This window comes from Pseudophaeobacter sp. C1-32P7, assembly GCF_041008775.1.
Classification (GTDB): domain Bacteria; phylum Pseudomonadota; class Alphaproteobacteria; order Rhodobacterales; family Rhodobacteraceae; genus Phycobacter; species Phycobacter gallaeciensis_A.
The window spans coordinates 49,641-72,252 of sequence record NZ_JAXGFR010000016.1 but is presented as its reverse complement, the minus strand read 5'-3'; the positions used below and the strand labels follow the sequence as shown (position 1 = coordinate 72,252).

Sequence of the window (22,612 nt, the reverse complement as noted above, 5' to 3'; positions counted from 1 at the left end):
GCCATTTTGCATCAGGAGCTTTTCTTGTGAAGATCCACCTAGTATTTTTCGGAACCCTTCTGATCTGTAGGGTACTGCAAGTGTCTCCAGCGGTCATAACATTACGCGAGACAGCGAAAAAGCCGCCCGAAAGGGCGGCCTTTGGTGATTCGGGAAGCAAAAGCACCGTCATCATTTTTAATGTGGTTTGCGCAGAGGCTTACTCTGCCAACAACCTCAGAGCAGTTCCAGCGAACCTGCGGACTGCTTGCCGTCACGGCCGGTTTCCAGTTCATAGGAAACTTTTTGGTTGTCGTTCAAACCGTTGAGGCCCGAGCGTTCAACCGCCGAGATGTGCACGAACACATCTTTTCCGCCAGCTTCGGGCTCGATAAAGCCGTAGCCTTTAGTTGCGTTGAACCATTTTACGGTGCCATTGGCCATCCGATATCTCCAGTATAGACTTCCTCCGCAACGTGCGAAGGTATTCAAACGCCTATCACAGGCTGACCGGTCCGACCATGCCAATAATGTCATAGGTCTTGCGCAGGATCGGGGCTGTGATTTCGCGGGCACGTTCAGAGCCGCGCGACAGGATGCGGTCGATTTCGTCCTGCTCACCCATAAGCCGGGCCATTTCGGTCGAGATCGGCGCCATCTTGGACACGGCCAGATCTGCCAGCATCGGCTTGAACTCCGAGAACTGCCGCCCGCCAACATCGGCCAGCACTTGGTCCACGGTCTGCTCGGCCAGGGCCGCGTAGATGTTCACCAGATTGCGCGCTTCGGGGCGCTCTTCCAAGCCCTTGGCTTCCGACGGCAGGGCCTCCGGGTCGGTCTTGGCCTTGCGGATCTTCTTGGCGATTGTGTCGGCATCGTCGGTCAGGTTGATGCGGCTTGCATCTGAAGGATCCGATTTCGACATCTTCTTGGAGCCGTCACGCAGGCTCATCACCCGCGTGGCGGCACCCTCGATCACCGGCTCGGTCATCGGGAAGTAATCAACGCCATAGTCGTGGTTGAACTTGGCCGCGATGTCGCGCGTGAGTTCAAGGTGCTGTTTCTGGTCCTCGCCCACCGGCACATGTGTGGCGTGGTAGATCAGGATGTCCGCCGCCATCAGCGACGGATAGGCCAGAAGACCCAGCGAGGCGTTCTGCTGGTTCTTGCCCGCCTTGTCTTTCCACTGGGTCATCCGCTGCATCCAGCCCATGCGGGCGACACAGTTGAAAACCCAGGCCAGTTGCGCATGTTCAGGCACCTGGCTCTGGTTGATGAGAATGGATTTCTCCGGATCAAGCCCGGCGGCAATGAACCCGGCACACAGCTCGCGGGTGGCTTTTTTCAGATCGTTGGGATCTTGCCAGACGGTGATCGCGTGCAGGTCGACCATGCAATAGATGGTCTCCATGTCCTTGTCCTGCCAGTCGACAAACCGTTTGAGAGCACCAAGGTAGTTGCCAAGGTGCAGGTTGCCCGAGGGCTGGATGCCGGAAAAGACACGCGGCGTGAAAGTGGTCTCGGTCATCGAGAAACTCCCGTCTGGAAATAGGGCCTGCGGTGGCTTAACCATGGGCGCAACGGTCGTCAACAGCCCGTCCAGGTGGCGGGTGCACAAGGGCGCGTCAAAAGGCCGGGACAGGCAAGAAGGGCAGGAAAGATATGAGCAGCAGTGAAAACCCATCGCCCGTGAACCCGCTGCCGCCGGTGGTGGTGGCGCTGGTGCTGGTGATCATGGGGATCGAGGCGGCGTTTTCGCTTGGCGCGCGCGGCATCGTCGGAGGCCCGTCCGCCGTGGGCTGGCGGCTGGAGGCTTTCCAGTCTTACGCGTTTTCGGCCGAGATCTTCTGGTGGATGTGGGAGACCGGACAATGGCCCGCGCAGCATCTGCTGCGGTTTGTCTCCTTTGCCTTTGTGCACGGCAGTTTCACCCATGCGCTGTTTGTCTGCGTCTTCGTGCTGGCCATGGGCAAGATGGTCGGAGAGGTCTTCGGCGATATTGCCATGATCCTGATCTTTATCCTTTCTGCCATCGGTGGCGCCCTGGGCTATGCGATCTTCTCCGGCAGTCCGGTGCCCCTGATTGGCGGATTTCCGGCGGTTTACGGGTTGATCGGGGCCTTTACCTATATCCTGTGGCGCCAATTGTCGCTGGTGGGCGCGCAGCAGAGCCGGGCGTTTTCGCTGATCGCCTTTCTGATGGGGATCCAGCTGCTGTTTGCGCTGCTGTTTGGCGGCCAACCCGACTGGATCGCGGATCTGACGGGCTTTGCCACCGGGTTCTTCCTGTCGTTTTTCCTGGCGCCCGGCGGCTGGGCGCGGTTCCGCAACAAGATCCGTCACGACTGAACGCGGGCAGGGGGCTCCCGCCCGGATTGCGGCAGGACACCATGCCTGATCCCGTTGGGCCGGGCGCCGCGCCAGGGCGCGGCGCGGTCAGCCCCGGTTGCGGCGGAGTGCCTTTTTGAATTCTGCGAGCCGGAAGGCGCCAACGGCCTGTCCGACGCCAAAGTAGATCACCGCCCCGGTCAGGATCAGTCCCAGAAGGGCCAGATAGCGCCAGCTTGGCAGGTAGAAGAGCCAGGCCAGCTGCAGTGTGCCGATATGAAGCACCGCGCCCATCAGCAGCGAGACCGCAAGAATGCGCCAGCCGCGTCGGAAGAAACGCGCATCAAAGCGGGCGACATCCCCCATGCGCCGCCCGGCCCCCATCCACAGCAGAGCGACCATCGCCCAGCCCGCCGTCGATGCGGCGATGGCGGGAGAGACCCAACCCACAAGTGGTTTCAATCCGATGGCCAGCACCGCGTTGAGGATCATCGCCACCAGCGCGTAGTAGAACGGCGTGCGGGTGTCCTGCCGTGCAAAATAGAGCGGTTGCAGGACCTTCTGCAGCACGAAGGCAGGCAGCCCGGCGCCGTAGATCGCCACAGCCAGGGCAATGGCCGCCACGTCTTCGGGGCCTGTTGCGCCGCGTTCGTAGAGCACGGAGACCAGCGGCACCGGTACAGCGATGAAAGCGGCAGCCGAGGGCAGCGTCAGCAGCAATGAGAACTCCCCGGCGCGCGAAAGCCCTTCGCGCGCGCCTGTATCATCACCTGCCCGCAGGCGCCGGGTCAGATCCGGTAGCAGCACGATGCCGACAGCAATCCCGACCACGCCAAGCGGCAGTTGATACAGACGGTCGGCAATGAACAGCCAGCTGACCGCGTTCTCGATATCCGAGGCCACCAGCTGCCCAACCACCAGATTGACCTGGGTGACCCCCATGGCCAGCGCCGCCGGAACCGCGACCCGCACGAGGCGGCCCATGGCGGGGGTGATGCGCGGCAGGCCGGGGCGCAGGCGAATGCCCGCGCGCTCGGTCGCGCGCCAGACCAGCGCCAGCTGCGCAACACCGGCGACCGGGATGGTCCAGACCAGCCAGGTGATGACCCCATGGCCAAGCGCTGCCCCAGTGATCATCGCGCTGCAGGCAAAGATGTTCAGCAGCACGGGCGCCGCCGCAGCAGCAGCAAACCGCCCCGTAGCGTTCAAGACACCGGAAAACAGCGCCGCCAGCGACATGAACAGGATGTAGGGAAAGACGATATGACCATATCCGACAGCCAGATCAAAACGCGCATCCCCGACAAAACCTTCGGCCGTTGCCCAGACAAGCGCGGGCATGAAGACCATGCCAAGGCCGGTCAGGGCCAGTACCGCAGCGGCGAGCAGGTTGAACGCCTGTTGGGCGAAGCCTTCTGCGTCTTCATCGGCCTCTATCCGGTCGGCGAACTGGGGCACAAAGGCTGCGTTGAAGGCACCTTCGGCAAAGAAGCGGCGGAACAGGTTGGGCAGGCGGAAGGCGGCGACAAAGGCATCAAGCACCGGACCGGGGCCGATATAGGCTGCGATCAGGATTTCGCGCACAAAGCCGAGTATGCGGCTGGCCAGAGTCCAGAAACCAACCGTGACAAAGCCGGACAGCAGTTTGATCGGCTTCATGAACCGGCTCGCTTGGCCCCGGCGGAAATCGCCTCGCGCAGCTTGCGCTCAAGGGTCTTTTGCTTGGATTCCGAGTGGTATTTCAGGCCGAACATGTCTTTGACATAGAAGGAATCGACCACCTGTTCGCCGTAGGTCGCGATCACCGCATTGGCGATATAGACATTGGCATCGGCAAGGCAGCGCGCCAGATCATAAAGAAGGCCGGCCCGGTCGCGGGTGTCCACCTCGATAATGGTGTAGATTTCCGACCCTTCGTTATCAAAGGTGATATGGGTCGGGACGTTGAAGGCTTTTTCGCGCTTCTTGATCTTGTCGCGCGAAACCAGCGCCTCGCGGGCGATGACCTCGCCCTTCAGGGTTTTCAGGATCATCTGGGTGAGACGCGGCAGGCGCGAGGCCTCATAGGGGTGGCCTTCGGCGTCCTGGATCCAGAAGGCATCGGTCACATAGCCGTCCTTGGTCGTATAAGAGCGTGCATCGACGACATTGGCCCCGACCAGTGCCAGGGCGCCCACCATACGGGCAAAGATGCCGGGATGGTCGGCCATGGCAAAACAGGCGCGGGTGGCATCGCGGTCTTCATCGGGATGCATGCGGATGATGACTTCACCCGGATCACCGATATCTTCCAGCTCGCGCAGCATTTCGGCAAAATCCACATGCGCGGTCACATGCAGGCCTTGCCAATAGGGCGGATAATGGCGCGAGGTTTCGCGTTTGAGATCGGATTTGGTCCAGTCTGGCAGCGCCGCGCGCAGGCGCTTCTTGGCGGCTGTGCCTCGGTGTTCGCGGTTCAGCGCCTCCATGCCGTCTTCCAGCGCGCGGCGGGTCTGGTTGTAAAGCGAGCGCAGCAGGGCGGCTTTCCAGTTGTTCCAGGTGTGCGGTCCGACGCCGCGGATATCGCAGACGGTCAGCAACAGAAGCAGATCCAGCCGTTTCACCGATTGCACCGCCTTGGCAAATCCGCGCACGGTGCGCGGATCGGCAATATCGCGTTTCTGCGCCATGTCCGACATCAGAAGGTGGTAGCGCACCAGCCATTCGACGGTCTCGCTGTCGGATTTGTTGAGCCCCAGCCGCGGCGCCACCTTGCGGGCGATCTGGGCGCCAAGGATCGAATGGTCCTGTTCGCGCCCCTTGCCGATGTCGTGCAGCAGCATGGCCACCATCAGAACCTTGCGGTTGACCCCTTTGCGCAGCACTTCGGAGGAAACTGGCAGTTCGTCTTCCAGCTCGCCACGTTCAATGGATGCAAAGTTCGAGATCACCTGAATGGTATGCTCGTCCACCGTGTAGGAATGATACATGTTGAACTGCATCATCGCCACGATCGGTTCGAATTCCGGCAGGAAGGCAGAGAGGACGCCAAGCTCGTTCATGCGGCGCAGCGCGCGTTCGGGATTGCCGTGTTTCAGCAGCAGATCCAGAAAAATGCGGCAGGCTTCCTTGTTGGCGCGCATTTCATCATCGATCAGGTCCAGATTGGCCGTGACCAGACGCATCGCATCAGGGTGGATCAGCATGCCTGTGCGCAGACCTTCTTCGAAGATCCTGAGCAGGTTCAGCTTGTCCGCCAGGAACTCTTCGGGATCGACGATATCCAGCCGGTTGTGCACCACCTTGTAGCCGGGCTTGATTTTTGGGCGGCGGCGGAAAATCCGTTCCAGCAGCGGTTCGCCCTTTTGCTGGCTTGCCTCAAGCTTTGTCAGGAAAATGCGGGTGATATCCCCGACCTGGGTGGCCTTGCGGAAATAGTCCTGCATGAAGACTTCGACGCCGCGCCGCCCGGCGCGGTCCTGATAGCCCATGCGCTCGGCGACCTCGACCTGCAAATCGAATGTCAGCTGTTCGGTCGCGCGCCCGGTTGCCAGATGCATGTGCGAGCGCACCGCCCAGAGAAAATTCTCTGCCTCGGCGAAAAATTCGAACTCTTCCCGGCTGAATAGGCCCAGCGGCACCAGTTCGGCGACGTCCTGCACCTGATAAAGATACTTGGAAATCCAGAACAGCGATTGCAGGTCGCGCAACCCGCCTTTGCCTTCCTTTACATTGGGTTCGACCATGTAACGCTCACCCTGTTTCAGGTGGCGTTCGTCCCGTTCGGCCAGCTTGGCCTCGACGAATTCGCGGGCATCCTTGGAAAAGAGATCGCTGCGCAGCCGGTTGTCCAGCTCTTGGGCAAGGTCGGCGTCACCGGACAGGAAACGATGTTCCAGCATGGCGGTGCGGATGGTGTAATCCTCGGCGCCAAGGCGGATGCAATCCTTGATCGTGCGGCTGGAGTGGCCGACCTTCAGCCGCAGGTCCCACAGCATATAAAGCATCGATTCAATGACGCTCTCGGCCCAAGCGGTGATCTTGTAGGGGGTCAGAAACAGCAGGTCGACGTCCGAAAACGGCGCCATTTCGGCCCGGCCGTAACCGCCCACGGCCATTACGGCGATACGTTCGCCCTGGGTCGGGTTGGCCAGCGGATGCAGGAACTGGTTGGCGGCCCGGAAGGCGGTCGTGACCAGCCCGTCGGTCAGGTGGCTGTAGGACTGGGTCAGCGCACGGGCGGCAAAGGGCGCCGCGGTAAAGGCTTCGGCAATCGCCGCGCGGCCTTCCTTGTTGGCCTCACGCAGCAGACGGACCACCTCTGCGCGCAGTTCCGCCGCCTCCATGGTTTTGGAAGCGGCAGCAATCTGTTCATGTACCGTCGCAGCATCAAAAATCTTGTCTGCGGCGCAGATCAGCGGGCCTTTGACGGGGGCGAGGAGCGGGTTGTCCTGTTGGGCCGGATCAGAATCCTGTGCCGGAGAAGCTGCTGGGAGCTGGGTCAATGACGACCACCTTCTGTTCTTGGATTGTTGCGACTGCCAGGCCGCGTTCATTGGTGCCATCGGCGCGCAGGCGGAAGATTCCGCCAGTACCCTGGAAGCCTGCGCCCTGGGTTAGGGCGGCGCCGGTTAGGGCGTCGGATTTCCCGGCACTGACCAGAGCCCCGATCGCGGCGATACCGTCATAGGCAAGCCCACCGATGGAATGCGGAGCGCCCCCGTAGGCAGAGCTGTAGCGGGTAATGAACTGCTGCGATTTGCTCGGGTCGGGCAGGGCAAACCAGCCGCCCTGCACACCAGGCAGGGACAGGGTTGGCGAGGGGATGTCCCAGCGAGTCAGACCGATGTACTGGGTGCTTTCCTTATCCAGGCCCGCTTCGGGCAGAAGCTGGGTCAGTAGCGGCAGGGCGCCTGCGGTGGTCGCTGTCATGAAGACGGCGTTGGCATTGTTGGCACGCGCGGTGTCGCGGATCGGGCCGACGGCGTCGATCACGCCTTTCTGGGACAGCTCATATCCGACCGACCCGGCAATTGTTGCACCAGTGCGCCCGGCTGCGGCCTGAATGGCAGCGCTTCCTGCACGGCCCGCAGCGTCATTGCCGCTGACGATCACGATATTGCCGCGCCCCTGGCGTACAGCGTATTCGGTCAGGCGCTGGGCGGTATTGGCAAAGGTCGCCCCCAGGATAAAGACATTGCCGCCGGCGATTGCGGTGTTGTTGGAAAAGGCCAGCACATTGACGTTGCGCTTGGCCGCGGCGACGCCTGCAGCATTTGCGGCCTCGGCATAGACTGGGCCAAGGATGATGCGTGCGCCGTCGTTGATGGCCTGGGTGGCTGCATTGGCCGCTGTCGCCGGATCGCCTGCTGTGTCATAGACCTTGAGGTCCACCTGCACACCCTTCAGATCGCCGATCGCCAGACGCGCTGCGTTTTCAAGGCTTTGCGCCAGCACGCTGTCGCCGGATTTGGCCGATCCGCGCGGCACCAATAGCGCCACGGGAACTGGTTTCGAGGTGTTGATGCTCGGGCCGCTTCCGATGCTGGTCGGGTTGCAGGCGCTCAGAGCAAAGGCGGAAATTGCGGTAATCGCGGCGAATGCCGCCTTGCGGGCCTGTTTGAAAACGGCGAACATGATGGACCTGAAACTCCCCTTTTCCGGCGCTAGGCGCCGTGTTGGTGGCCGTATTGGTTTAAGGGGATCATAAACGACCAAAAAGGCGGGTCCAGCGTGAATCATCAGATCGTCAAATTGTTGCCGGGGCTGCACTTTGTGGCCACGCCCATCGGCACCGCGCGCGACATCACCCTCAGGGCGCTGGATGTGCTGGCGTCGGCTGATGTGATCGCCGCCGAGGACACCCGGTCGCTGCGCAAGCTGATGGAAATTCACGGTGTGCCGCTGAACGGACGCCAGATCATCGCCTACCATGATCACAGCGGCGCAGGCGCCCGGGCAAGGCTGATGCAGGCGATGGAGGCGGGGCAGTCGGTTGCCTATGCGTCTGAGGCCGGCATGCCGCTGATCGCCGATCCGGGCTATGATCTGAGCCGCGCGGCAGCTGAAGCCGGGCATAAGGTTACCGTAGCGCCGGGTGCCTCGGCGGCGCTGGCAGCGCTGACACTGGCGGGCTTGCCGACCGATGCGTTCTTTTTTGCCGGGTTTCTGCCGAATGCCAGCGGTGCCCGACGCAAGCGGCTGGAAGAGCTGCGAAACGTGCCCGGAACGCTGATTTTCTACGAATCACCAAAACGCATCTCGGCCTCGGTGGCGGATATGGCGTCGGTGCTTGGAGACCGGCCTGCTGCCCTCTGCCGGGAGCTGACCAAGAAGTTCGAAGAAATCCGGCGCGGCAGCCTGAGTGAACTGGCGGCCGGGCTGGAGGAAAAGCCGGTGAAGGGCGAGATTGTCATGCTGGTGGACCGCGCCCATGGCGAAGAGGTGAGCGAAGCCAGCCTCGAAGAGGACCTGCGTGCTGCACTGAAGGACAATTCGGTGAAGGACGCCGCATCCATCGTGGCGGAAACCCACGAATTGCCGCGCCGCAAGGTCTACCAACTGGCCTTGCAACTGGCCAAGGACGCAGGCTGAGCGGATGGCGGGGCGACACGACCAAGGTCAGCGCGCCCATCTGGCTGGAAAGGCTGCCGAAGACGCAGCCGCGCGCGCCTATGAGGCACGGGGCTACCGCGTGGAAGCCCGGCGCTGGCGCGGCCCCGGGGGTGAGATCGACCTGATCCTGCGCAAGGGGGACATGCTGGTCTTTGTCGAGGTCAAGCACAGCGTCACATTCGCATCCGCCGCCGCCCGCATCACGCCCACACAGATGCAGCGGATCCAAGCCAGCGCCGCGCATTTTCTGGAAGGAGAACCTCGGGGGCAGCTGACCGAGGCGCGGCTTGATGCCGTGTTTGTGAACGGCGAAGGGCAGGTCGAGATCCTCGAAAACGCCTTTGGTCAGGGCTGACAGCGTTCTGCTCTATTGAACCTTTGTGCCCGCTGGGCCATCTATTTGCCGAAACAAAAGGGATGCACTTCATGAAAATCGCCTTCCAGATGGACCCGGTCATGGGCGTCGACATCAATGCCGACAGCAGCTTCCGCCTTGCTGAAGAGGCGCAGGCGCGCGGGCACGAGCTGTTTTACTACAGCCCCGATCACCTCGCCTATCAGGAAGGGCGCATCACCGCCCGCGGCTATGACATGACCGTGCAGCGCGTCGCCGGGACCCCGGCGGTGCTGGGCGAAGAGCGCGAAGTGGATCTTGCGGATTTCGATGTGGTTTGGCTGCGGCAGGACCCGCCGTTCGACATGCATTACATCACCTCGACGCATCTGCTGGACCGCCTCAAGGGGCAGACGCTGGTGGTGAATGATCCCTTCTGGGTGCGCAACTACCCGGAAAAACTGCTGGTGCTGGATTTCCCTGATCTGACGCCGCCCACGGCGATTGCCCGTGATCTGGACACCATCAAGGCCTTCAAGGCCAAGCATGGCGACATCATCCTGAAGCCGCTTTACGGCAATGGCGGCGCCGGGGTGTTCCGTCTGGATGCCAACGATCGCAACCTGACCTCGCTGCACGAATTGTTCACCGGTTTCAGCCGCGAGCCGCTGATCGTGCAGAAATTCCTGCCCGATGTCAGCAATGGCGACAAACGCGTCATTCTGGTGGACGGCGAACCCGTCGGCGCCATCAACCGCGTGCCCGCCGCCGGTGAAACCCGGTCTAACATGCATGTGGGCGGACGCCCGGAAAAGATCGGCCTGACCGAGCGCGACCGTGAGATCTGCGCTGCCATTGGCCCGCTTCTGAAGGAAAAGGGGCAGATCTTTGTCGGCATCGACGTGATCGGCGACTACCTGACCGAGATCAACGTGACCTCGCCCACCGGCATTCAGGAACTGGAACGCTTTGATGGCGTGAATATCGCCGAAAAGGTCTGGCAGGTGATCGAATCCAAACTGTAAGACACTTCCGGCTGGCGACACTTTAGCCTGCCAGCCGGAACCCCAGCGCCTCAGCCACATGGGGGCGCAGGATTTCCGGCTCCGCTTCCAGATCGGCGATGGTGCGCGCCACCCGCAGCACCCGGTGATAGCCGCGCGCGGTCAGTGCGAAACGATCGGCGGCGCGCTGCATCATCTCGCGGCTTTCCTTATCCAGTACGGCAATGTCTTCCAGTAGCGCCCCTTCGGCATCGGCGTTCTGCTGCGCGCCGGGGTGGTCTGAAAACCGCCGCTCCTGCCGCGCGCGCGCGGTCTCAACCCTTTGTAGGATTTCGGCGGACCCTTCGGCGGCAGCGGTTAGGGTAAGATCATCATAAGACACTGGCGGCACGTCGATGCGCAGATCAAAGCGATCCATCAGCGGGCCGGAAATGCGCCCCATGTAATCCTCCGCGCAGAGCGGCGCGCGGGAGCAGGCGCGGGATGGATCCGCCAGATGGCCGCATTTGCACGGGTTGGCGGCCGCCACCAGCATGAAGCGGCTCGGGTATTTCACATGGGCATTGGCGCGGGCCACCATGACCTCGCCGGTTTCCAGGGGCTGGCGCATGGTTTCCAGCACCGGGCGGGCGAATTCGGGCAGCTCGTCCAGAAACAAGACACCATTGTGCGCGAGGCTGATCTCACCAGGCTGTGCCCGCCGCCCGCCGCCGACGATGGCGGCCATGGATGCGGTGTGATGCGGTTCGCGAAAGGGGCGGCTGCGGTTGATGCCGCCATCCTCGATCAAGCCGCACAGGGACTGGATCATCGAGGTCTCCAGCGCCTCAGCCGCCGTCAGGGGCGGCAGGATCGTCGGCAGCCGCGCTGCCAGCATGGATTTGCCGGATCCGGGCGGGCCGACCATCAGGATGTGATGCCGTCCGGCGGCAGCGATCTCCAATGCGCGTTTGGCCCGTTCCTGCCCCTTCACGTCGCGCAGATCGCGCGCGCCGGTGTCGTCATGGACTTCCCCCGCGATGGCCTGCGCCAGAGGCATCTTGCCGGTGAAATGGCGCACCACGTCGATCAGGCTGGCGGCGCCGATTACCCGAGCCGCATCGACCCAGGCGGCCTCTGCCCCCGATGCCTTGGGGCAGAGCAGCAACCGGTCCTCGCTGGCCGCGGTCATCGCAGCGGGCAGGGCGCCCACCACCGGGATCAACGTCCCGTCGAGCGACAATTCTCCCAGCGCGATGGTCTCGCTTGCGGCCTCGCTTGGGATTACCTCGATCGCAGCGAGAAGCGCCAGTGCGATGGGCAGGTCGAAATGGCTGCCTTCCTTGGGCAGATCCGCGGGTGACAGGTTCACCGTGATCCGTTTTGACGGCAGCGCAATCGACATGGCGGCAAAGGCCGAGCGCACCCTCTCGCGCGCTTCGCTTACCGCCTTGTCCGGCAGGCCGACGATGGAAAAGGCCGGAAGGCCCGGCGCCACGGCGCATTGCACCTCGACCGGGCGGGCCTCCACCCCCTGAAAGGCGACTGTGTAGGCCCGTGAAATCATGCTGTGCTATCCCTCTGAAGATACCAGAGAAAATCATAGCGAACGGTGGACCGGAGTCGCCCTTAAAGCACGTTATGCGTGTATTTTTGTCGTTGGCTTTGCGGGCAGACGACGCGGCGCGTCAGTCAAGGCTCCAGGGGCGGCGCTCCAGTTCCATCACATAAGGCTCGGGGTCGTAAGTCACCTCACGCGCCTGTTCCTGCCAGCGCAGCACCGCCGGATCGGACAGGAGCGCGCGGCAATAGGCGCGGGTTTCAGCTGACACCGGCAGGTCATATCCGATGATGCGGGCCGCAACCGGCGTGTAGAACACATCGGCAAGGCAGTAGTCGCCAAAAAGCCAGCCCTCCGCAGCTCCAGACACCCTGCGGGCATGCGCAAACAGGGTCTCGATCCGGGCAAGATCCTCTTGCACCGCTTCGGAGGGGGTAAATCCCTGCCAGATATGGCTCAGTTGCATGGGGCAATCACCGCGCAGGGCAGAAAAACCGCAGGCCATTTCAGCCACCAGCCAGCGCGCAGTCGCCCGCGCCGCCGGATCACTGGGCCACAGGCCTGCCTCCGAATGTCGTTCGGCCAGGGTTTCCCCCATAGCCAGGCTTTCGCCGATCACCGTACCTTCGGGCGTGCGCAGGGTGGGAACCAGCCGGGCAGGCGCCAGATCTGCCAGATCCGCCGCCATGGTTCCAGAATATAGCCCCACCATATGCACCACATGGGGAAGCGAGAATTTTTCAAGCATGAGCCAGCCGCGTAAGGACCAGCTGGAATACATGCGGTCACCGATAAAAAGATTATATGTCATGGAAAGCAGGCTAACGCAGCTTCACGAACTGCCAAATCGCTGTTTTGTGCGCGGTGCCATCACGGAAGGTGATTGATCTTTCCGGTGCGCCAGCCATCGGTTCCGTCTCCCGGAAGGTGGTGGATTTCGGTGACCGACAGGTTGTCGATCCGGTGCGAAAACGCCTCCTCTGCGGTCAGCCGTTCGGCGCGCTGGATCTGGGTCAGGATCTGGCCGAAATGGCCGACCACGATCAGATTGCGGCCCCGGTGGGCTTCGATCAGACTATCGATGGCCCGGTCCACGCGGGCGCAGACCTCATTCCAGCTTTCTCCGCCGGGGGGGCGCACATCGCCGGGGGTTTCCCAATAGGCGCGGATGCGTTCGGGATCTTCCGCGTCGATGTCTTTCCAGGTGCGCAGCTCCCAGTCCCCGAAATGGATTTCTCTGAGGTCGGGCAGGTGGGGCAGGCGCGCACGGTCGCCTTGGATGGCGCTGGCGGTATCTGCTGCGCGGGACAGGTCCGACGACACCACCAGGGCATCTTCGGGTAGGGCAGCGGACAGGCGGCGCAGTGCGGCGCTGTCGGACAGGTCCGCCGGAAGATCCGACCAGCCGACCATGGATTTGGCGTGGGTCGGGCCGTGGCGGACAAGGAAGAGGCGGGTCATGGAAGGCTTCCTTTCAGCACCAGCGGCAGGCCTGCGGTGACCTGCACCACCGTCTGCGCGCGGGCGGCGATTGCGATGTTGAGCCGCCCCTGCGCCTCGCGGAACCTCCGGGCCAGGGCGTTCTCGGGCACGATGCCAAGTCCGGTTTCGTTCGACACGATCACGATTTCTGCGCGGCAGGCATCAATCGCCTGCAATAGGGTCTCGGTTTCGGCCTCCAGATCATGGTCCGCCAGCAGGTGATTGGTCAGCCACATGGTGGCGCAATCGATCAGGCAGATCTGTCCCTCCACAAGGGCGCCAAGGGCCTTTGCGGCATCGAATGGTTCTTCATGTGTGGTCCAGTCCGCGCCGCGCTGGGCCAGGTGTTTTGCAACTTTTTCGCGCATTTCATCATCAAATATCTGTGAAGTTGCCCAGTAAGCTTTTGGCTTGCCTGAGGAAAAGCATAGACTTTCAGCAAAGGCAGACTTTCCCGATGCGGCCCCGCCAAGAATGAATGTGACAGCTGCGGACACGTCTTCTACCCTGAGTTCGGTGATGGTTGCAGAAGTTTGGGTATCTGCTGATCCGGCCTGAAACAAGCCTGAACCTGCCATGTCCTATGACGCCCCGCAGATGCGGACCGGGACCTGCAGCAGGGACACGACCAAGGGCGGACAGGTTCCGTTCCAAGGTGGGGAGCAAAGCGGCGCCCCCGATGGCCTTAAACGGCCTGGTGCACCGGGGTAAGGCGCTGAAAACTGGGCCTGATCGGAGAAAAAATACAGCCAAAGTGATCCGATCCCGGCGCCACTGCGTAACATTAGTAATCAGTTTGGAGGGGATTATCATGGCACTTGACACGACCAGTGCAAACCCGCTGCCAAAGCAGGCCATGAAGGCCGAGCTTCTGGACGCTGAAACGGAGCTGCGCCTGGCTTATGCCTGGCGCGATGACCGTGACGAAGAGGCACTGCACCGGCTGATCCACGCATATATGCGGCTGGCGATCTCTATGGCCGCGAAATTCAAACGCTACGGCGCGCCGATGAATGACCTCATTCAGGAGGCCGGTGTCGGGCTGATGAAGGCGGCAGACAAATTCGACCCCGACCGGGGGGTGCGGTTTTCCACCTACGCGGTCTGGTGGATCAAGGCGTCGATCCAGGACTACGTGATGCGCAATTGGTCGATGGTGCGCACCGGCTCCACCTCCTCGCAAAAATCCCTGTTCTTCAATATGCGCAGGGTGCAGGCCCAGCTGGAGCGCGAGGCGCGCGCGGCAGGCGTCAAACTCGACAAGCATCAGCTGAACCAGCAGATCGCCACGGAAATCGGCGTGCCATTGCGCGATGTGGAGATGATGGACGGGCGGTTGTCCGGCTCTGACTTCTCGCTCAACGCCGTGCAATCTTCCGAGGACGAGGGCCGCGAATGGATCGAGGCGCTGGAGGATGACAGCGCGCAGGCCGCTGAACTGGTGGAAGAGCGGCACGACCGGCGCCAGCTTCGGGCCTGGCTGGTCGAGGCGCTGCAGGCGCTGAACGAGCGGGAGCGGTTCATCATCACCGAACGCAAACTGCGGGAAGAGGCGCGCACGCTGGAAAGCCTTGGTAACGAGCTGAACCTGTCCAAGGAACGCGTGCGCCAGCTGGAGGCCGCGGCGTTTCAGAAGATGCGGAAAACGCTTGAAGGGTGCTCCCGGGAGGTGCACAACTTCCTCTCATGACAAAGTCGATTCTTTTTATCAGAAAAGCGGGTGCCGCATTTACGGCAGCCGCTTTCTTTATGTTTGGGGCAAACTCCGCCGCCGTGGCCGAGCCTGCCGTCCTTCCCTCGGCCAAGGCTGCGGCCGAAGTCCTGCAGGAAGCCGATGTGGCCATTCTGGGTGAGGTGCATGACAACGCGGCCCACCACCAGAAGCAGGCCGAAATCCTGCGGCATCTGGCGCCGCGCGCCGTGGTTTGGGAAATGATCACGGAGGCGCAGGCAGAGAGGCTGAGCGAGCCAATGATGAGCGACGCGGAAGCGACTGCCGACGCGCTCGATTGGGAGGCCTCGGGCTGGCCGGAGTTTGCGCTCTACGCGCCAGTCTTTGCAGCCGCCGCGCCCGCGCGGCAGTACGGCGCGCTGGTACCGCGCTCGGTCGCGCGTCAGGCGCTGGATCAGGGGATCGCGGTCTATTTTGGCACCCGGGCAGCAGATTTCGGGCTGGATCAGCCCCTGCCAGAGGCGGAGCAGACGGAACGCGAGGCGGATCAGATGGCCAATCACTGCAATGCGATGCCTGCCGAAATGCTGCCGGTGCTGGTTGATTTCCAGCGGCTGCGTGATGCGGCACTTGCTGCAGCGGTGGATCAGGCGCTGGAAGAGACTGGCGGGCCGGTGGCGGTGATCACCGGCAATGGTCATGCGCGGCTGGATCGGGGTCTTGCGGTCTACCTGTCAAAGGCGCGGCCCGAGGTGCGGATCCAGAGCCTTGGCCAAAGCGAGGGCGGCGCGATATCCGGGGATTTCGATCTGCTGCTGGATAGCGCGGCGGCAGAGCGCCCGGACCCCTGTCTCGCCTTCGGCAAGGGTTGAGGGGAAAACCGTTTCACACTTTGGCCCGGGCCAAGTAAAGTCGGCGCTGACGCAGAACTCCAAGGTGGCGCAGGGGCGGATAATATGCTGGCAGGCAAACATATTCTACTGATCATCGGTGGCGGCATCGCGGCCTATAAGGCGCTGGAACTTATCCGCCGTCTGCAGGATCAGGGCGCCAGCGTGGCGCCAGTCCTGACCAAGGCCGGGGAAGAATTCGTGACCCCGCTGTCGGTCTCGGCCCTCGCTGGGGCGCCGGTGCACCGGGATCTGTTTGACCTCTCCGCCGAGGCGGAGATGGGCCATATCCAACTGTCGCGCAGTGCGGATCTGGTTGTTGTGGCGCCTGCCACCGCGGATCTGATGGCGAAGATGGCGCAGGGGCTGGCCAATGATCTGGCCTCGACCCTGCTCTTGGCCACCGACACGCCGGTTCTGGTGGCGCCCGCCATGAACGTGCGCATGTGGGAACACGCCGCCACGCAACGTAATATCGCCACGCTGAAAGCAGACGGCATCCGATTTGTCGGCCCCAACGCGGGCGGCATGGCCTGCGGCGAATTCGGCCCGGGCCGGATGGCCGAGCCGGATGAAATCGTCGCCGCCGTCGCGACCGAATTCCGTGATGGACCGCTCAGCGGCAAACGCATCGTCGTGACCTCTGGCCCGACGCATGAGCCCATTGATCCGGTGCGCTATATCGCCAATCGCTCCTCCGGGGCGCAGGGCACAGCGGTGGCCCGTGCTCTGCGTGATCTGGGAGCGGAAGTGGTGTTCGTCACGGGCCCGGCAACGGTCAGCCCCCCTGAGGGGGTAGAGGTCGTTCTCGTCGAAAGTGCGCTGGAAATGCAGGCGGCGGTAGAGGCAGCCTTGCCCGCCGATGCGGCCGTATTCGCTGCTGCCGTGGCGGATTGGCGGGTTGCCAGCGCCTCGGACCGGAAACTGAAGAAATCCAAGGATGGCCTGCCGACGCTGGAATTCGCTGAAAACCCCGACATCCTGAAAACGGTCTCGCATATGACTGCAAACAGACCGGGACTGGTGGTGGGATTCGCCGCCGAAACCAACGACGTGGTGGACAACGCCACCGCTAAACGGCTGCGCAAGGGGTGCGACTGGATCGTCGCCAATGACGTCTCACCCGCCACCGGTATCATGGGTGGCAGCGAGAACGCGGTGATCCTGATCACGGACACCGGTGCCGAGGAATGGCCGCGCATGGCGAAGCAGGAGGTTGCCGGGAAACTGGCCAACCGCATCGCTGCTGCCCTCGATAGCTAAGCCCGTCCCATCCAGCCACTGACACAGCACATCAAACCGCAGGTTCCGATATGGTGACAATCCGTATACGCCGTGATGCAGAGGCGGATCATGATCTGCCGCTGCCCTCGTATGAAACGCCGGGCGCCGCAGGCGCGGATCTGCGGGCCGACCTGACAGGGCGCGGCAGCATCCTGCTGGCGCCGGGAGAGCGAGCGCTGGTGCCAACCGGGCTGCGGGTGGAAATCCCGGCGGGATACGAGATCCAAATTCGGCCCCGCTCCGGCCTGGCGCTGAAACACGGGATCACCCTGCCGAACACGCCGGGTACCATCGACAGCGATTATCGCGGCCCGCTGGGCGTCATCGTGCTGAACGCGGGGCAGGAACCCTTCGAGATCCGCCACGGGGAGCGGATTGCGCAGATGGTGATCGCGCCGGTTTTGCAGGCGACCTTCGTCGAGGTGCAGGAGCTGAGCGAGACAGAGCGCGGCAGCGGTGGCTTCGGTTCCACGGGGAGAGGCTGATGATACTGGTTCTGGGCCTTGCAGGGCTGATCTGGTGGGGCGGGCGCCTGATGGGCCTGCCGCGTGCGATGCGGGGAAGCCTGCTGGCGCTGCTGTTTGCGGCCGTCGTGATCCTGCAACTGACCTTGCCCAATGGCCATGGTTTGCGGGCCGCCACCGGTGGCTCTGCCTCCTCCTGGCTGATCCTTGGCGGGATTGTGCTGCTGATCGGTTTCTACAGCTGGGGCGTCTCCCTCCTGCGCGCCCGGGCGGAGGCTGATGAAGAAGCCGAAGATGGCGGGGAAGCACCCACGGCCGAAGCGAAAACGGCGGCCAAACCGGGCCGGTTTTCCGAGACAGAGCTGAACCGCTATGCGCGCCATATCGTGCTGCGGGAACTGGGCGGCCCGGGACAGAAGAAGCTGAAGAACGCCAAGGTGCTGGTGATCGGGGCCGGGGGGCTTGGCGCACCGGCGCTGCAATATCTGGCGGCGGCGGGCGTTGGCACCATCGGTGTCATCGACGACGATGTGGTTGAAAACGCCAACCTGCAGCGGCAGATTATTCACCGCGATCAGGATATCGGTTTGCCCAAGGTATTCTCGGCGCAAAAGGCGATGGAGGCGCAGAACCCCTTTGTCACCGTGCGCCCCTATCATCGCCGCCTGACGGATGAGATCGCCGCCGACCTGTTTGCGGAATATGACATCATTCTGGATGGCACCGACAATTTCGAAAGCCGCTATCTGTCGAACCGCACCGCCGTGGCGCTGGGCAAGCCGCTGATTTCCGGCGCCCTGTCGCAATGGGAGGGGCAGCTGTCCGTCTTTCATCCCAAGGCAGGCGGCCCCTGCTACCAGTGTATCTTCCCGGAGGCCCCGGCAGCGGGGCTGGCACCGAGCTGTTCCGAAGCCGGCGTCATCGGTCCCTTGCCCGGGGTCGTCGGCGCGATGATGGCGGTGGAGACGATCAAGCAGATCACCGGAGCGGGCGAAGTGCTGCGCGGCGCCATGCTGATCTACGATGCCCTTTACAGCGAAACCCGCCGCATTGCGCTGAAACAGCGGGTCGACTGCCCGATCTGCGGCGCGGGGGGCGATGGGAACGGGTCTGACGACAGCGGTGGCACAGCTGCCTCTGGCAACGAATAAGCGTCAAACGCCACGCATAGAGCGAAGTCCACGTGTCCGAAGCGCTATATATTTCCCTGTTGTGCGGTGCCCTGATGGGCGGTGAGCCGGAACAGGTGCATCAATTCGACTATCCCGAAGGCCGGGCCTCGATCCGGGTCGATTGCGAGAACAGCAATCGGGTGGTGGAGTTTGGCCTCGACAAGCGCAGCAGCCTTGACAGTCTGCAACAGGCGTTGTTCGCGGCCGAAATCACCGGCAAGGAGGCCGTCGTGGTGCTGATCGACACCGATGGGGTCATGGGCCGGTTCGAGTGGCGCATTGCCCGGGCTGCCAATATTGCAGGCGTTCCGATCCGCATCATTGCCGCCGATCTGGTCGAAGATCTGAGGCCGGGCGGCTAGTATTTGCGGAAAATCCGCGTGCGTCTCTGGACGCTGCCGGGGCGCGGGCATAGCTTCTGGGCAAAGGAGGCCTTGCCTATGACCACCCCCCTGTTGTCCCACTGGGATACCCCGTTTGAAATCGCGCCCTTCGACCAGATTTCCGACGAAGATTTCGGGCCCGCGCTGGATCAGGCCCTTGCGGCCCATAACGCCCAGATCGACGCTATCGCGTCAAATCCCGATGCGCCGACCTTTGACAATGTGATCGGGGCGCTGGAAACACCTTGCCAGGCGCTGGAGCAGGTCCTGTCGGTGTTCTACACGGTGGCAGGCGCCGACAGTAATCCCAAGCGGCAGGAGTTGCAGCGTGCATTCTCACCGAAACTGGCGGCGCATTCTTCGGCCATTACTGCGAACAAGGCGCTTTATGCACGGATCAAGGCGGTCTGGGATCAGCGCGATGAGCTGGACCTGACCGAGGAACAGCAGCGCGTGTTGATGCTGACCCACCGCAGTTTCGTGCGCGGTGGTGCAGCACTGGAAGGGGCGGAGGATGCCCGGATGCAGGAGATCAAGGGACGGCTTGCCACCCTTGGCACCGAATTCACTCAGAACCTGCTGGCGGATGAGAGCAACTGGTTCATGGAACTCTCTGAAGAGGATCTGGAAGGCCTGCCGGACTTCGCCATCGCGGCTGCCCGGGCTGCGGGCAAGGAAAAGGGCGTGGACGGGCCTGTCGTAACGACCTCGCGCTCCATCATCACGCCGTTCCTGCAATTCTCTCCGCGCCGGGATCTGCGGGAAAAGGCGTTCCAGGCCTGGGCGGCGCGCGGAGCCAATGGCGGCAAGACGTGCAACCGGGAGATTGCGGCAGAGATCCTTGCCCTGCGCGAGGAACGAGCCAAGCTCTTGGGATATGAGAATTTCGCGGCTTACAAGCTGGAAACTGAAATGGCCAAGACGCCCGAAGCCGTGCGGGGCCTGCTGATGGATGTCTGGGGCCCGGCCAAGGCGCGGGCGGATGCGGATGCGGCCATCCTGACCGAGATGATGCAGGCCGATGGTATCAATGGTGATCTGGAGCCTTGGGACTGGCGCTATTACTCGGAAAAGCGCCGCAAGATCGAACATGACCTCGATGAGGCCGAGCTGAAGCCCTATCTGCAGCTCGACAAGATGATCGAGGCGGCCTTCTCCTGTGCGAACCGCCTGTTCGGGCTGGAGTTCGCGCCGCTTGATATCCCGCTTTACCACCCCGATTGCCGGGCCTGGGAGGTCACGCGCAACGGTGAGCATATGGCGGTCTTCATCGGCGACTATTTTGCCCGTGGATCGAAACGCTCGGGCGCCTGGTGTTCGGCCATGCGCGGTCAGGCGAAGTTTCCGGAAAAACAGGCGCCTGTCGTGATCAACGTCTGCAACTTTGCCAAGGGCGATCCGGCGCTGTTGTCCTATGATGATGCGCGCACCTTGTTCCACGAGTTCGGCCATGCGCTGCACCAGATGCTGTCGGATGTGACCTATGAAAGCATCTCGGGCACCTCGGTGGCCCGCGATTTCGTGGAGCTTCCTTCGCAGCTCTATGAACACTGGCTGGAAGTGCCCGAGGTGCTCAGCGAGTTTGCCACCCATGCCGAAACCGGGGCGCCGATGCCTAAGGAAATGCTGGACAAGGTTCTGGGCGCTGCGACCTATGACATGGGCTTTCAGACGGTGGAATACGTTGCCTCCGCGCTGGTTGATCTGGCCTTCCACGATGGCGCCGCCCCGGCGGATCCGATGGCGCGTCAGGCCGAGGTTCTGGCCGAGATCGGCATGCCCCACGCCATCACCATGCGCCATGCCACACCGCATTTTGCGCATGTGTTTTCCGGCGATGGCTATAGCTCCGGGTATTACAGCTACATGTGGTCCGAAGTGATGGACGCTGATGCCTTTGCCGCCTTTGAAGAGGCAGGCGGGGCCTTTGATCCCGAACGCGCCAAGGCGCTGGAGGAGCATATCCTGTCCACTGGCGGTTCCAAGGATCCGGCAGAGCTTTACACCGCCTTCCGCGGGCGTCTGCCCGGGGTGGATGCGCTGCTCAAGGGGCGGGGGCTGGCCGCAGAATAAGCCGCTGAACAAAAAAACTGGCGCCGGGAAGATTGCTCTTCCCGGCGCCATTCGTTTCAGGGGCAGAAAATGGTCCAGTCAGTAACCCAGAGACCGGTCTACCAGATGCAGGAACGGCTCACCCGCCTCGCCGCGGCGGATGTTTTCGGCGATCACCTGCGATGCCGTGCTGGCCCGGGTTTCCGCCGCGATATGGGGCGTGACGGTGACATTGGGATGTGCCCAATAGGGATCCTCTGCGGGCAGGGGTTCCACGCGGAACACATCCAGCGTGGCATGGCCCACCTGACCGCTGTCCAGCGCTTCCAACAGGGCGGCGTCGTCGATCAGTGGCCCCCGGCCCGGATTGATGATCCGCGCACCCTTCGGCAGCATCGCCAGAGTAACGGCGTTCAGGATGTTGTTGGTCGCGGGCGTATCCGGCAGCAACAGGATCACGATTTTCGCCTCTGACAACGCCTGTTTCAGCCCGTGGTCTCCATGCAGGCATTTGATCCCGTCGATCTCCTTGGCCGAGCGCGACCAGCCGGTGACCGGAAATCCGATACGGGCCAGGCTCTGCGCGCAGGCGCTGCCCAATGCGCCAAGGCCGAGCACAGTCACCGGGCGTTCAAAGGCTAGCGGTGGTACCACCGGCTCCCACCGGTCCTGCATGGCGATGGAGCGGTCAATGTCCAAATGATAGCGCAGCACGTGGCCGCTGACCCATTCCACCATGCCGGCTGTCAGCCCCGGATCCACCATCCGGCACAGCGGCATGGTCAGGGTCTGGTTGCCGACGATCTTTTCCACCCCGGCCCAGAGGTTCAGCACTGCCTTGCAGCGGGTATAGGGGGTGAAATCCTGCAGGTCGGAATTGGGCGCATAGACCACGTAATCCACCTGATCGGCGGGATGATCCTGCCGCATATCTACCGTCAGTCCGGCCTCGGCAAAGGCGCGTTTCAGCGGCTCGCGGTAGGTGTCCCAGCGGGCGGGCAGGGCGGCGAACTGAACGTTGATCATGTGGCAAATACTCCTGCCATGTCCCGGAAGCCCTTGATCTCGATCGGGTTGCCTGCGGGATCGTGAAAAAACATCGTGCTTTGCTCGCCCGGTTCTCCGCCAAAACGGGTGGTGGGGGGGATGGTGAAGTCGATCCCCTCGGCCTCCAGCCGGTCGGCAAGAGCGCGCCATTCTTCTTGTGGCAGGATCACACCCAGATGCGGCATCGGCACCATGTGCTCACCCACCTTGCCCGTATTGGCGGTGGCAAAGACCGGCCCGAGATGCAGCGAAATCTGATGGCCGAAGAAATTGAAATCGACCCAGGTATCGGTGCTACGCCCCTCGTTGCAGCTCAGAACACCGCCATAAAAGGCGCGGGCTGCCTCCAGATCGTCAACATGATAGGCAAGGTGAAATATGCTCATA

General features: G+C 62.6%; 22 protein-coding genes. 11 read left to right on the top strand and 11 right to left on the bottom strand.

Translation table 11 applies throughout. The features are described from left to right. Positions 1-216: 216 nt before the first annotated feature. The gene (locus SM763_RS19130; RefSeq protein ID WP_065272741.1) at positions 217-423 is read right to left on the bottom strand and encodes a cold-shock protein; all 207 of its coding nucleotides are present in this window, start codon (positions 421-423) and stop codon (positions 217-219) included. Positions 424-478: 55 nt separating this feature from the next. Beyond that, positions 479-1,507, bottom strand: a complete 1,029-nt coding sequence (trpS, locus tag SM763_RS19125) for a tryptophan--tRNA ligase (protein ID WP_368999449.1) — start codon at positions 1,505-1,507, stop codon at positions 479-481. Positions 1,508-1,641: 134 nt separating this feature from the next. Here trpS and SM763_RS19120 point away from each other — a divergent pair, with 134 nt between their 5' ends. Further along, complete coding sequence (locus SM763_RS19120) at positions 1,642-2,328, top strand: rhomboid family intramembrane serine protease (protein WP_065272743.1); 687 nt, start codon at positions 1,642-1,644, stop codon at positions 2,326-2,328. A gap of 87 nt (positions 2,329-2,415) precedes the next feature. On the opposite strand, the gene murJ is transcribed toward SM763_RS19120, so the two are convergent. From murJ to SM763_RS19105, 3 genes are read right to left on the bottom strand one after another with little or no spacing between them, the layout of a single operon-like run. Then, the gene (gene murJ / locus SM763_RS19115) at positions 2,416-3,966 is read right to left on the bottom strand and encodes a murein biosynthesis integral membrane protein MurJ (protein WP_368999448.1); all 1,551 of its coding nucleotides are present in this window, start codon (positions 3,964-3,966) and stop codon (positions 2,416-2,418) included. Next, a complete protein-coding gene (locus tag SM763_RS19110; protein WP_368999447.1) occupies positions 3,963-6,791 on the bottom strand; it encodes a [protein-PII] uridylyltransferase in 2,829 nt (942 codons plus the stop codon). Before SM763_RS19110 ends, murJ begins: the two co-directional genes overlap by 4 nt. Next, positions 6,751-7,923 (bottom strand): penicillin-binding protein activator, encoded by a 1,173-nt coding sequence (locus tag SM763_RS19105; protein ID WP_065272746.1) that lies wholly within the window; start codon positions 7,921-7,923, stop codon positions 6,751-6,753. The genes SM763_RS19110 and SM763_RS19105 overlap by 41 nt, the downstream gene beginning before the upstream one ends. 96 nt (positions 7,924-8,019) lie before the next feature. Here SM763_RS19105 and rsmI point away from each other — a divergent pair, with 96 nt between their 5' ends. The 3 genes from rsmI (at position 8,020) to gshB (ending at position 10,260) form a co-directional block, all read left to right on the top strand. Further along, positions 8,020-8,880 (top strand): 16S rRNA (cytidine(1402)-2'-O)-methyltransferase, encoded by an 861-nt coding sequence (gene rsmI / locus SM763_RS19100; protein ID WP_274831265.1) that lies wholly within the window; start codon positions 8,020-8,022, stop codon positions 8,878-8,880. Positions 8,881-8,884: 4 nt separating this feature from the next. After that, positions 8,885-9,256, top strand: coding sequence for a YraN family protein (locus tag SM763_RS19095; protein WP_368999446.1), 372 nt, complete (start codon positions 8,885-8,887; stop codon positions 9,254-9,256). A 71-nt stretch (positions 9,257-9,327) separates the two neighbouring features. Continuing rightward, positions 9,328-10,260 carry a glutathione synthase gene (gene gshB, locus SM763_RS19090; protein WP_368999445.1) on the top strand — a complete coding sequence of 311 codons (933 nt, stop codon included), beginning with the start codon at positions 9,328-9,330 and terminating at the stop codon, positions 10,258-10,260. A 22-nt stretch (positions 10,261-10,282) separates the two neighbouring features. On the opposite strand, the gene SM763_RS19085 is transcribed toward gshB, so the two are convergent. From SM763_RS19085 to cobU, 4 genes are all read right to left on the bottom strand, one after another. Then, positions 10,283-11,785, bottom strand: coding sequence for a YifB family Mg chelatase-like AAA ATPase (locus SM763_RS19085; protein ID WP_368999444.1), 1,503 nt, complete (start codon positions 11,783-11,785; stop codon positions 10,283-10,285). Between the two features lie 121 nt (positions 11,786-11,906). Continuing rightward, positions 11,907-12,590 (bottom strand): glutathione S-transferase, encoded by a 684-nt coding sequence (locus tag SM763_RS19080; RefSeq protein ID WP_368999443.1) that lies wholly within the window; start codon positions 12,588-12,590, stop codon positions 11,907-11,909. Positions 12,591-12,649: 59 nt separating this feature from the next. Beyond that, positions 12,650-13,240, bottom strand: coding sequence for a histidine phosphatase family protein (locus tag SM763_RS19075; protein ID WP_368999442.1), 591 nt, complete (start codon positions 13,238-13,240; stop codon positions 12,650-12,652). Next, on the bottom strand, positions 13,237-13,839 hold the full coding sequence (cobU, locus tag SM763_RS19070; RefSeq protein WP_368999441.1) for a bifunctional adenosylcobinamide kinase/adenosylcobinamide-phosphate guanylyltransferase: 603 nt from the start codon (positions 13,837-13,839) through the stop codon (positions 13,237-13,239). The genes SM763_RS19075 and cobU overlap by 4 nt, the downstream gene beginning before the upstream one ends. Before the next feature lie 233 nt (positions 13,840-14,072). On the opposite strand from cobU, the gene SM763_RS19065 reads away from it, so the two are divergent. The 7 genes from SM763_RS19065 (at position 14,073) to SM763_RS19035 (ending at position 21,199) form a co-directional block, all read left to right on the top strand. Further along, positions 14,073-14,951 (top strand): RNA polymerase factor sigma-32, encoded by an 879-nt coding sequence (locus SM763_RS19065; RefSeq protein WP_368999440.1) that lies wholly within the window; start codon positions 14,073-14,075, stop codon positions 14,949-14,951. A 59-nt stretch (positions 14,952-15,010) separates the two neighbouring features. Beyond that, a complete protein-coding gene (locus SM763_RS19060) occupies positions 15,011-15,805 on the top strand; it encodes a ChaN family lipoprotein (RefSeq protein WP_368999439.1) in 795 nt (264 codons plus the stop codon). Positions 15,806-15,889: 84 nt separating this feature from the next. After that, positions 15,890-17,086, top strand: a complete 1,197-nt coding sequence (gene coaBC / locus SM763_RS19055; protein WP_368999438.1) for a bifunctional phosphopantothenoylcysteine decarboxylase/phosphopantothenate--cysteine ligase CoaBC — start codon at positions 15,890-15,892, stop codon at positions 17,084-17,086. A gap of 50 nt (positions 17,087-17,136) precedes the next feature. Then, the gene (dut, locus tag SM763_RS19050; protein ID WP_368999437.1) at positions 17,137-17,592 is read left to right on the top strand and encodes a dUTP diphosphatase; all 456 of its coding nucleotides are present in this window, start codon (positions 17,137-17,139) and stop codon (positions 17,590-17,592) included. Then, complete coding sequence (locus SM763_RS19045; RefSeq protein ID WP_368999436.1) at positions 17,592-18,722, top strand: HesA/MoeB/ThiF family protein; 1,131 nt, start codon at positions 17,592-17,594, stop codon at positions 18,720-18,722. Before dut ends, SM763_RS19045 begins: the two co-directional genes overlap by 1 nt. A 32-nt stretch (positions 18,723-18,754) precedes the next feature. Further along, positions 18,755-19,105 (top strand): hypothetical protein, encoded by a 351-nt coding sequence (locus tag SM763_RS19040; RefSeq protein WP_065272756.1) that lies wholly within the window; start codon positions 18,755-18,757, stop codon positions 19,103-19,105. 78 nt (positions 19,106-19,183) lie between these two features. Next, the gene (locus tag SM763_RS19035) at positions 19,184-21,199 is read left to right on the top strand and encodes a M3 family metallopeptidase (protein ID WP_368999435.1); all 2,016 of its coding nucleotides are present in this window, start codon (positions 19,184-19,186) and stop codon (positions 21,197-21,199) included. A 78-nt stretch (positions 21,200-21,277) separates the two neighbouring features. On the opposite strand, the gene SM763_RS19030 is transcribed toward SM763_RS19035, so the two are convergent. Both SM763_RS19030 and SM763_RS19025 read right to left on the bottom strand, forming a co-directional pair. Beyond that, positions 21,278-22,204 (bottom strand): 2-hydroxyacid dehydrogenase, encoded by a 927-nt coding sequence (locus tag SM763_RS19030; RefSeq protein ID WP_368999434.1) that lies wholly within the window; start codon positions 22,202-22,204, stop codon positions 21,278-21,280. Then, positions 22,201-22,611, bottom strand: a complete 411-nt coding sequence (locus tag SM763_RS19025; protein ID WP_368999433.1) for a VOC family protein — start codon at positions 22,609-22,611, stop codon at positions 22,201-22,203. The genes SM763_RS19030 and SM763_RS19025 overlap by 4 nt, the downstream gene beginning before the upstream one ends. Position 22,612 lies beyond the last annotated feature (1 nt).

Bases quoted from the DNA above. Each gene is read 5' to 3' on its own strand.
- SM763_RS19130 (WP_065272741.1), bottom strand. From the start codon at position 423: ATGGCCAATGGCACCGTAAAATGGTTCAACGCAACTAAAGGCTACGGC.
- trpS (WP_368999449.1), bottom strand. From the start codon at position 1,507: ATGACCGAGACCACTTTCACGCCGCGTGTCTTTTCCGGCATCCAGCCC.
- SM763_RS19120 (WP_065272743.1), top strand. From the start codon at position 1,642: ATGAGCAGCAGTGAAAACCCATCGCCCGTGAACCCGCTGCCGCCGGTG.
- murJ (WP_368999448.1), bottom strand. From the start codon at position 3,966: ATGAAGCCGATCAAACTGCTGTCCGGCTTTGTCACGGTTGGTTTCTGG.
- SM763_RS19105 (WP_065272746.1), bottom strand. From the start codon at position 7,923: ATGTTCGCCGTTTTCAAACAGGCCCGCAAGGCGGCATTCGCCGCGATT.
- SM763_RS19095 (WP_368999446.1), top strand. From the start codon at position 8,885: ATGGCGGGGCGACACGACCAAGGTCAGCGCGCCCATCTGGCTGGAAAG.
- gshB (WP_368999445.1), top strand. From the start codon at position 9,328: ATGAAAATCGCCTTCCAGATGGACCCGGTCATGGGCGTCGACATCAAT.
- SM763_RS19085 (WP_368999444.1), bottom strand. From the start codon at position 11,785: ATGATTTCACGGGCCTACACAGTCGCCTTTCAGGGGGTGGAGGCCCGC.
- SM763_RS19080 (WP_368999443.1), bottom strand. From the start codon at position 12,590: ATGACATATAATCTTTTTATCGGTGACCGCATGTATTCCAGCTGGTCC.
- SM763_RS19075 (WP_368999442.1), bottom strand. From the start codon at position 13,240: ATGACCCGCCTCTTCCTTGTCCGCCACGGCCCGACCCACGCCAAATCC.
- cobU (WP_368999441.1), bottom strand. From the start codon at position 13,839: ATGGCAGGTTCAGGCTTGTTTCAGGCCGGATCAGCAGATACCCAAACT.
- SM763_RS19065 (WP_368999440.1), top strand. From the start codon at position 14,073: ATGGCACTTGACACGACCAGTGCAAACCCGCTGCCAAAGCAGGCCATG.
- SM763_RS19060 (WP_368999439.1), top strand. From the start codon at position 15,011: ATGTTTGGGGCAAACTCCGCCGCCGTGGCCGAGCCTGCCGTCCTTCCC.
- coaBC (WP_368999438.1), top strand. From the start codon at position 15,890: ATGCTGGCAGGCAAACATATTCTACTGATCATCGGTGGCGGCATCGCG.
- dut (WP_368999437.1), top strand. From the start codon at position 17,137: ATGGTGACAATCCGTATACGCCGTGATGCAGAGGCGGATCATGATCTG.
- SM763_RS19045 (WP_368999436.1), top strand. From the start codon at position 17,592: ATGATACTGGTTCTGGGCCTTGCAGGGCTGATCTGGTGGGGCGGGCGC.
- SM763_RS19035 (WP_368999435.1), top strand. From the start codon at position 19,184: ATGACCACCCCCCTGTTGTCCCACTGGGATACCCCGTTTGAAATCGCG.
- SM763_RS19030 (WP_368999434.1), bottom strand. From the start codon at position 22,204: ATGATCAACGTTCAGTTCGCCGCCCTGCCCGCCCGCTGGGACACCTAC.
- SM763_RS19025 (WP_368999433.1), bottom strand. From the start codon at position 22,611: ATGAGCATATTTCACCTTGCCTATCATGTTGACGATCTGGAGGCAGCC.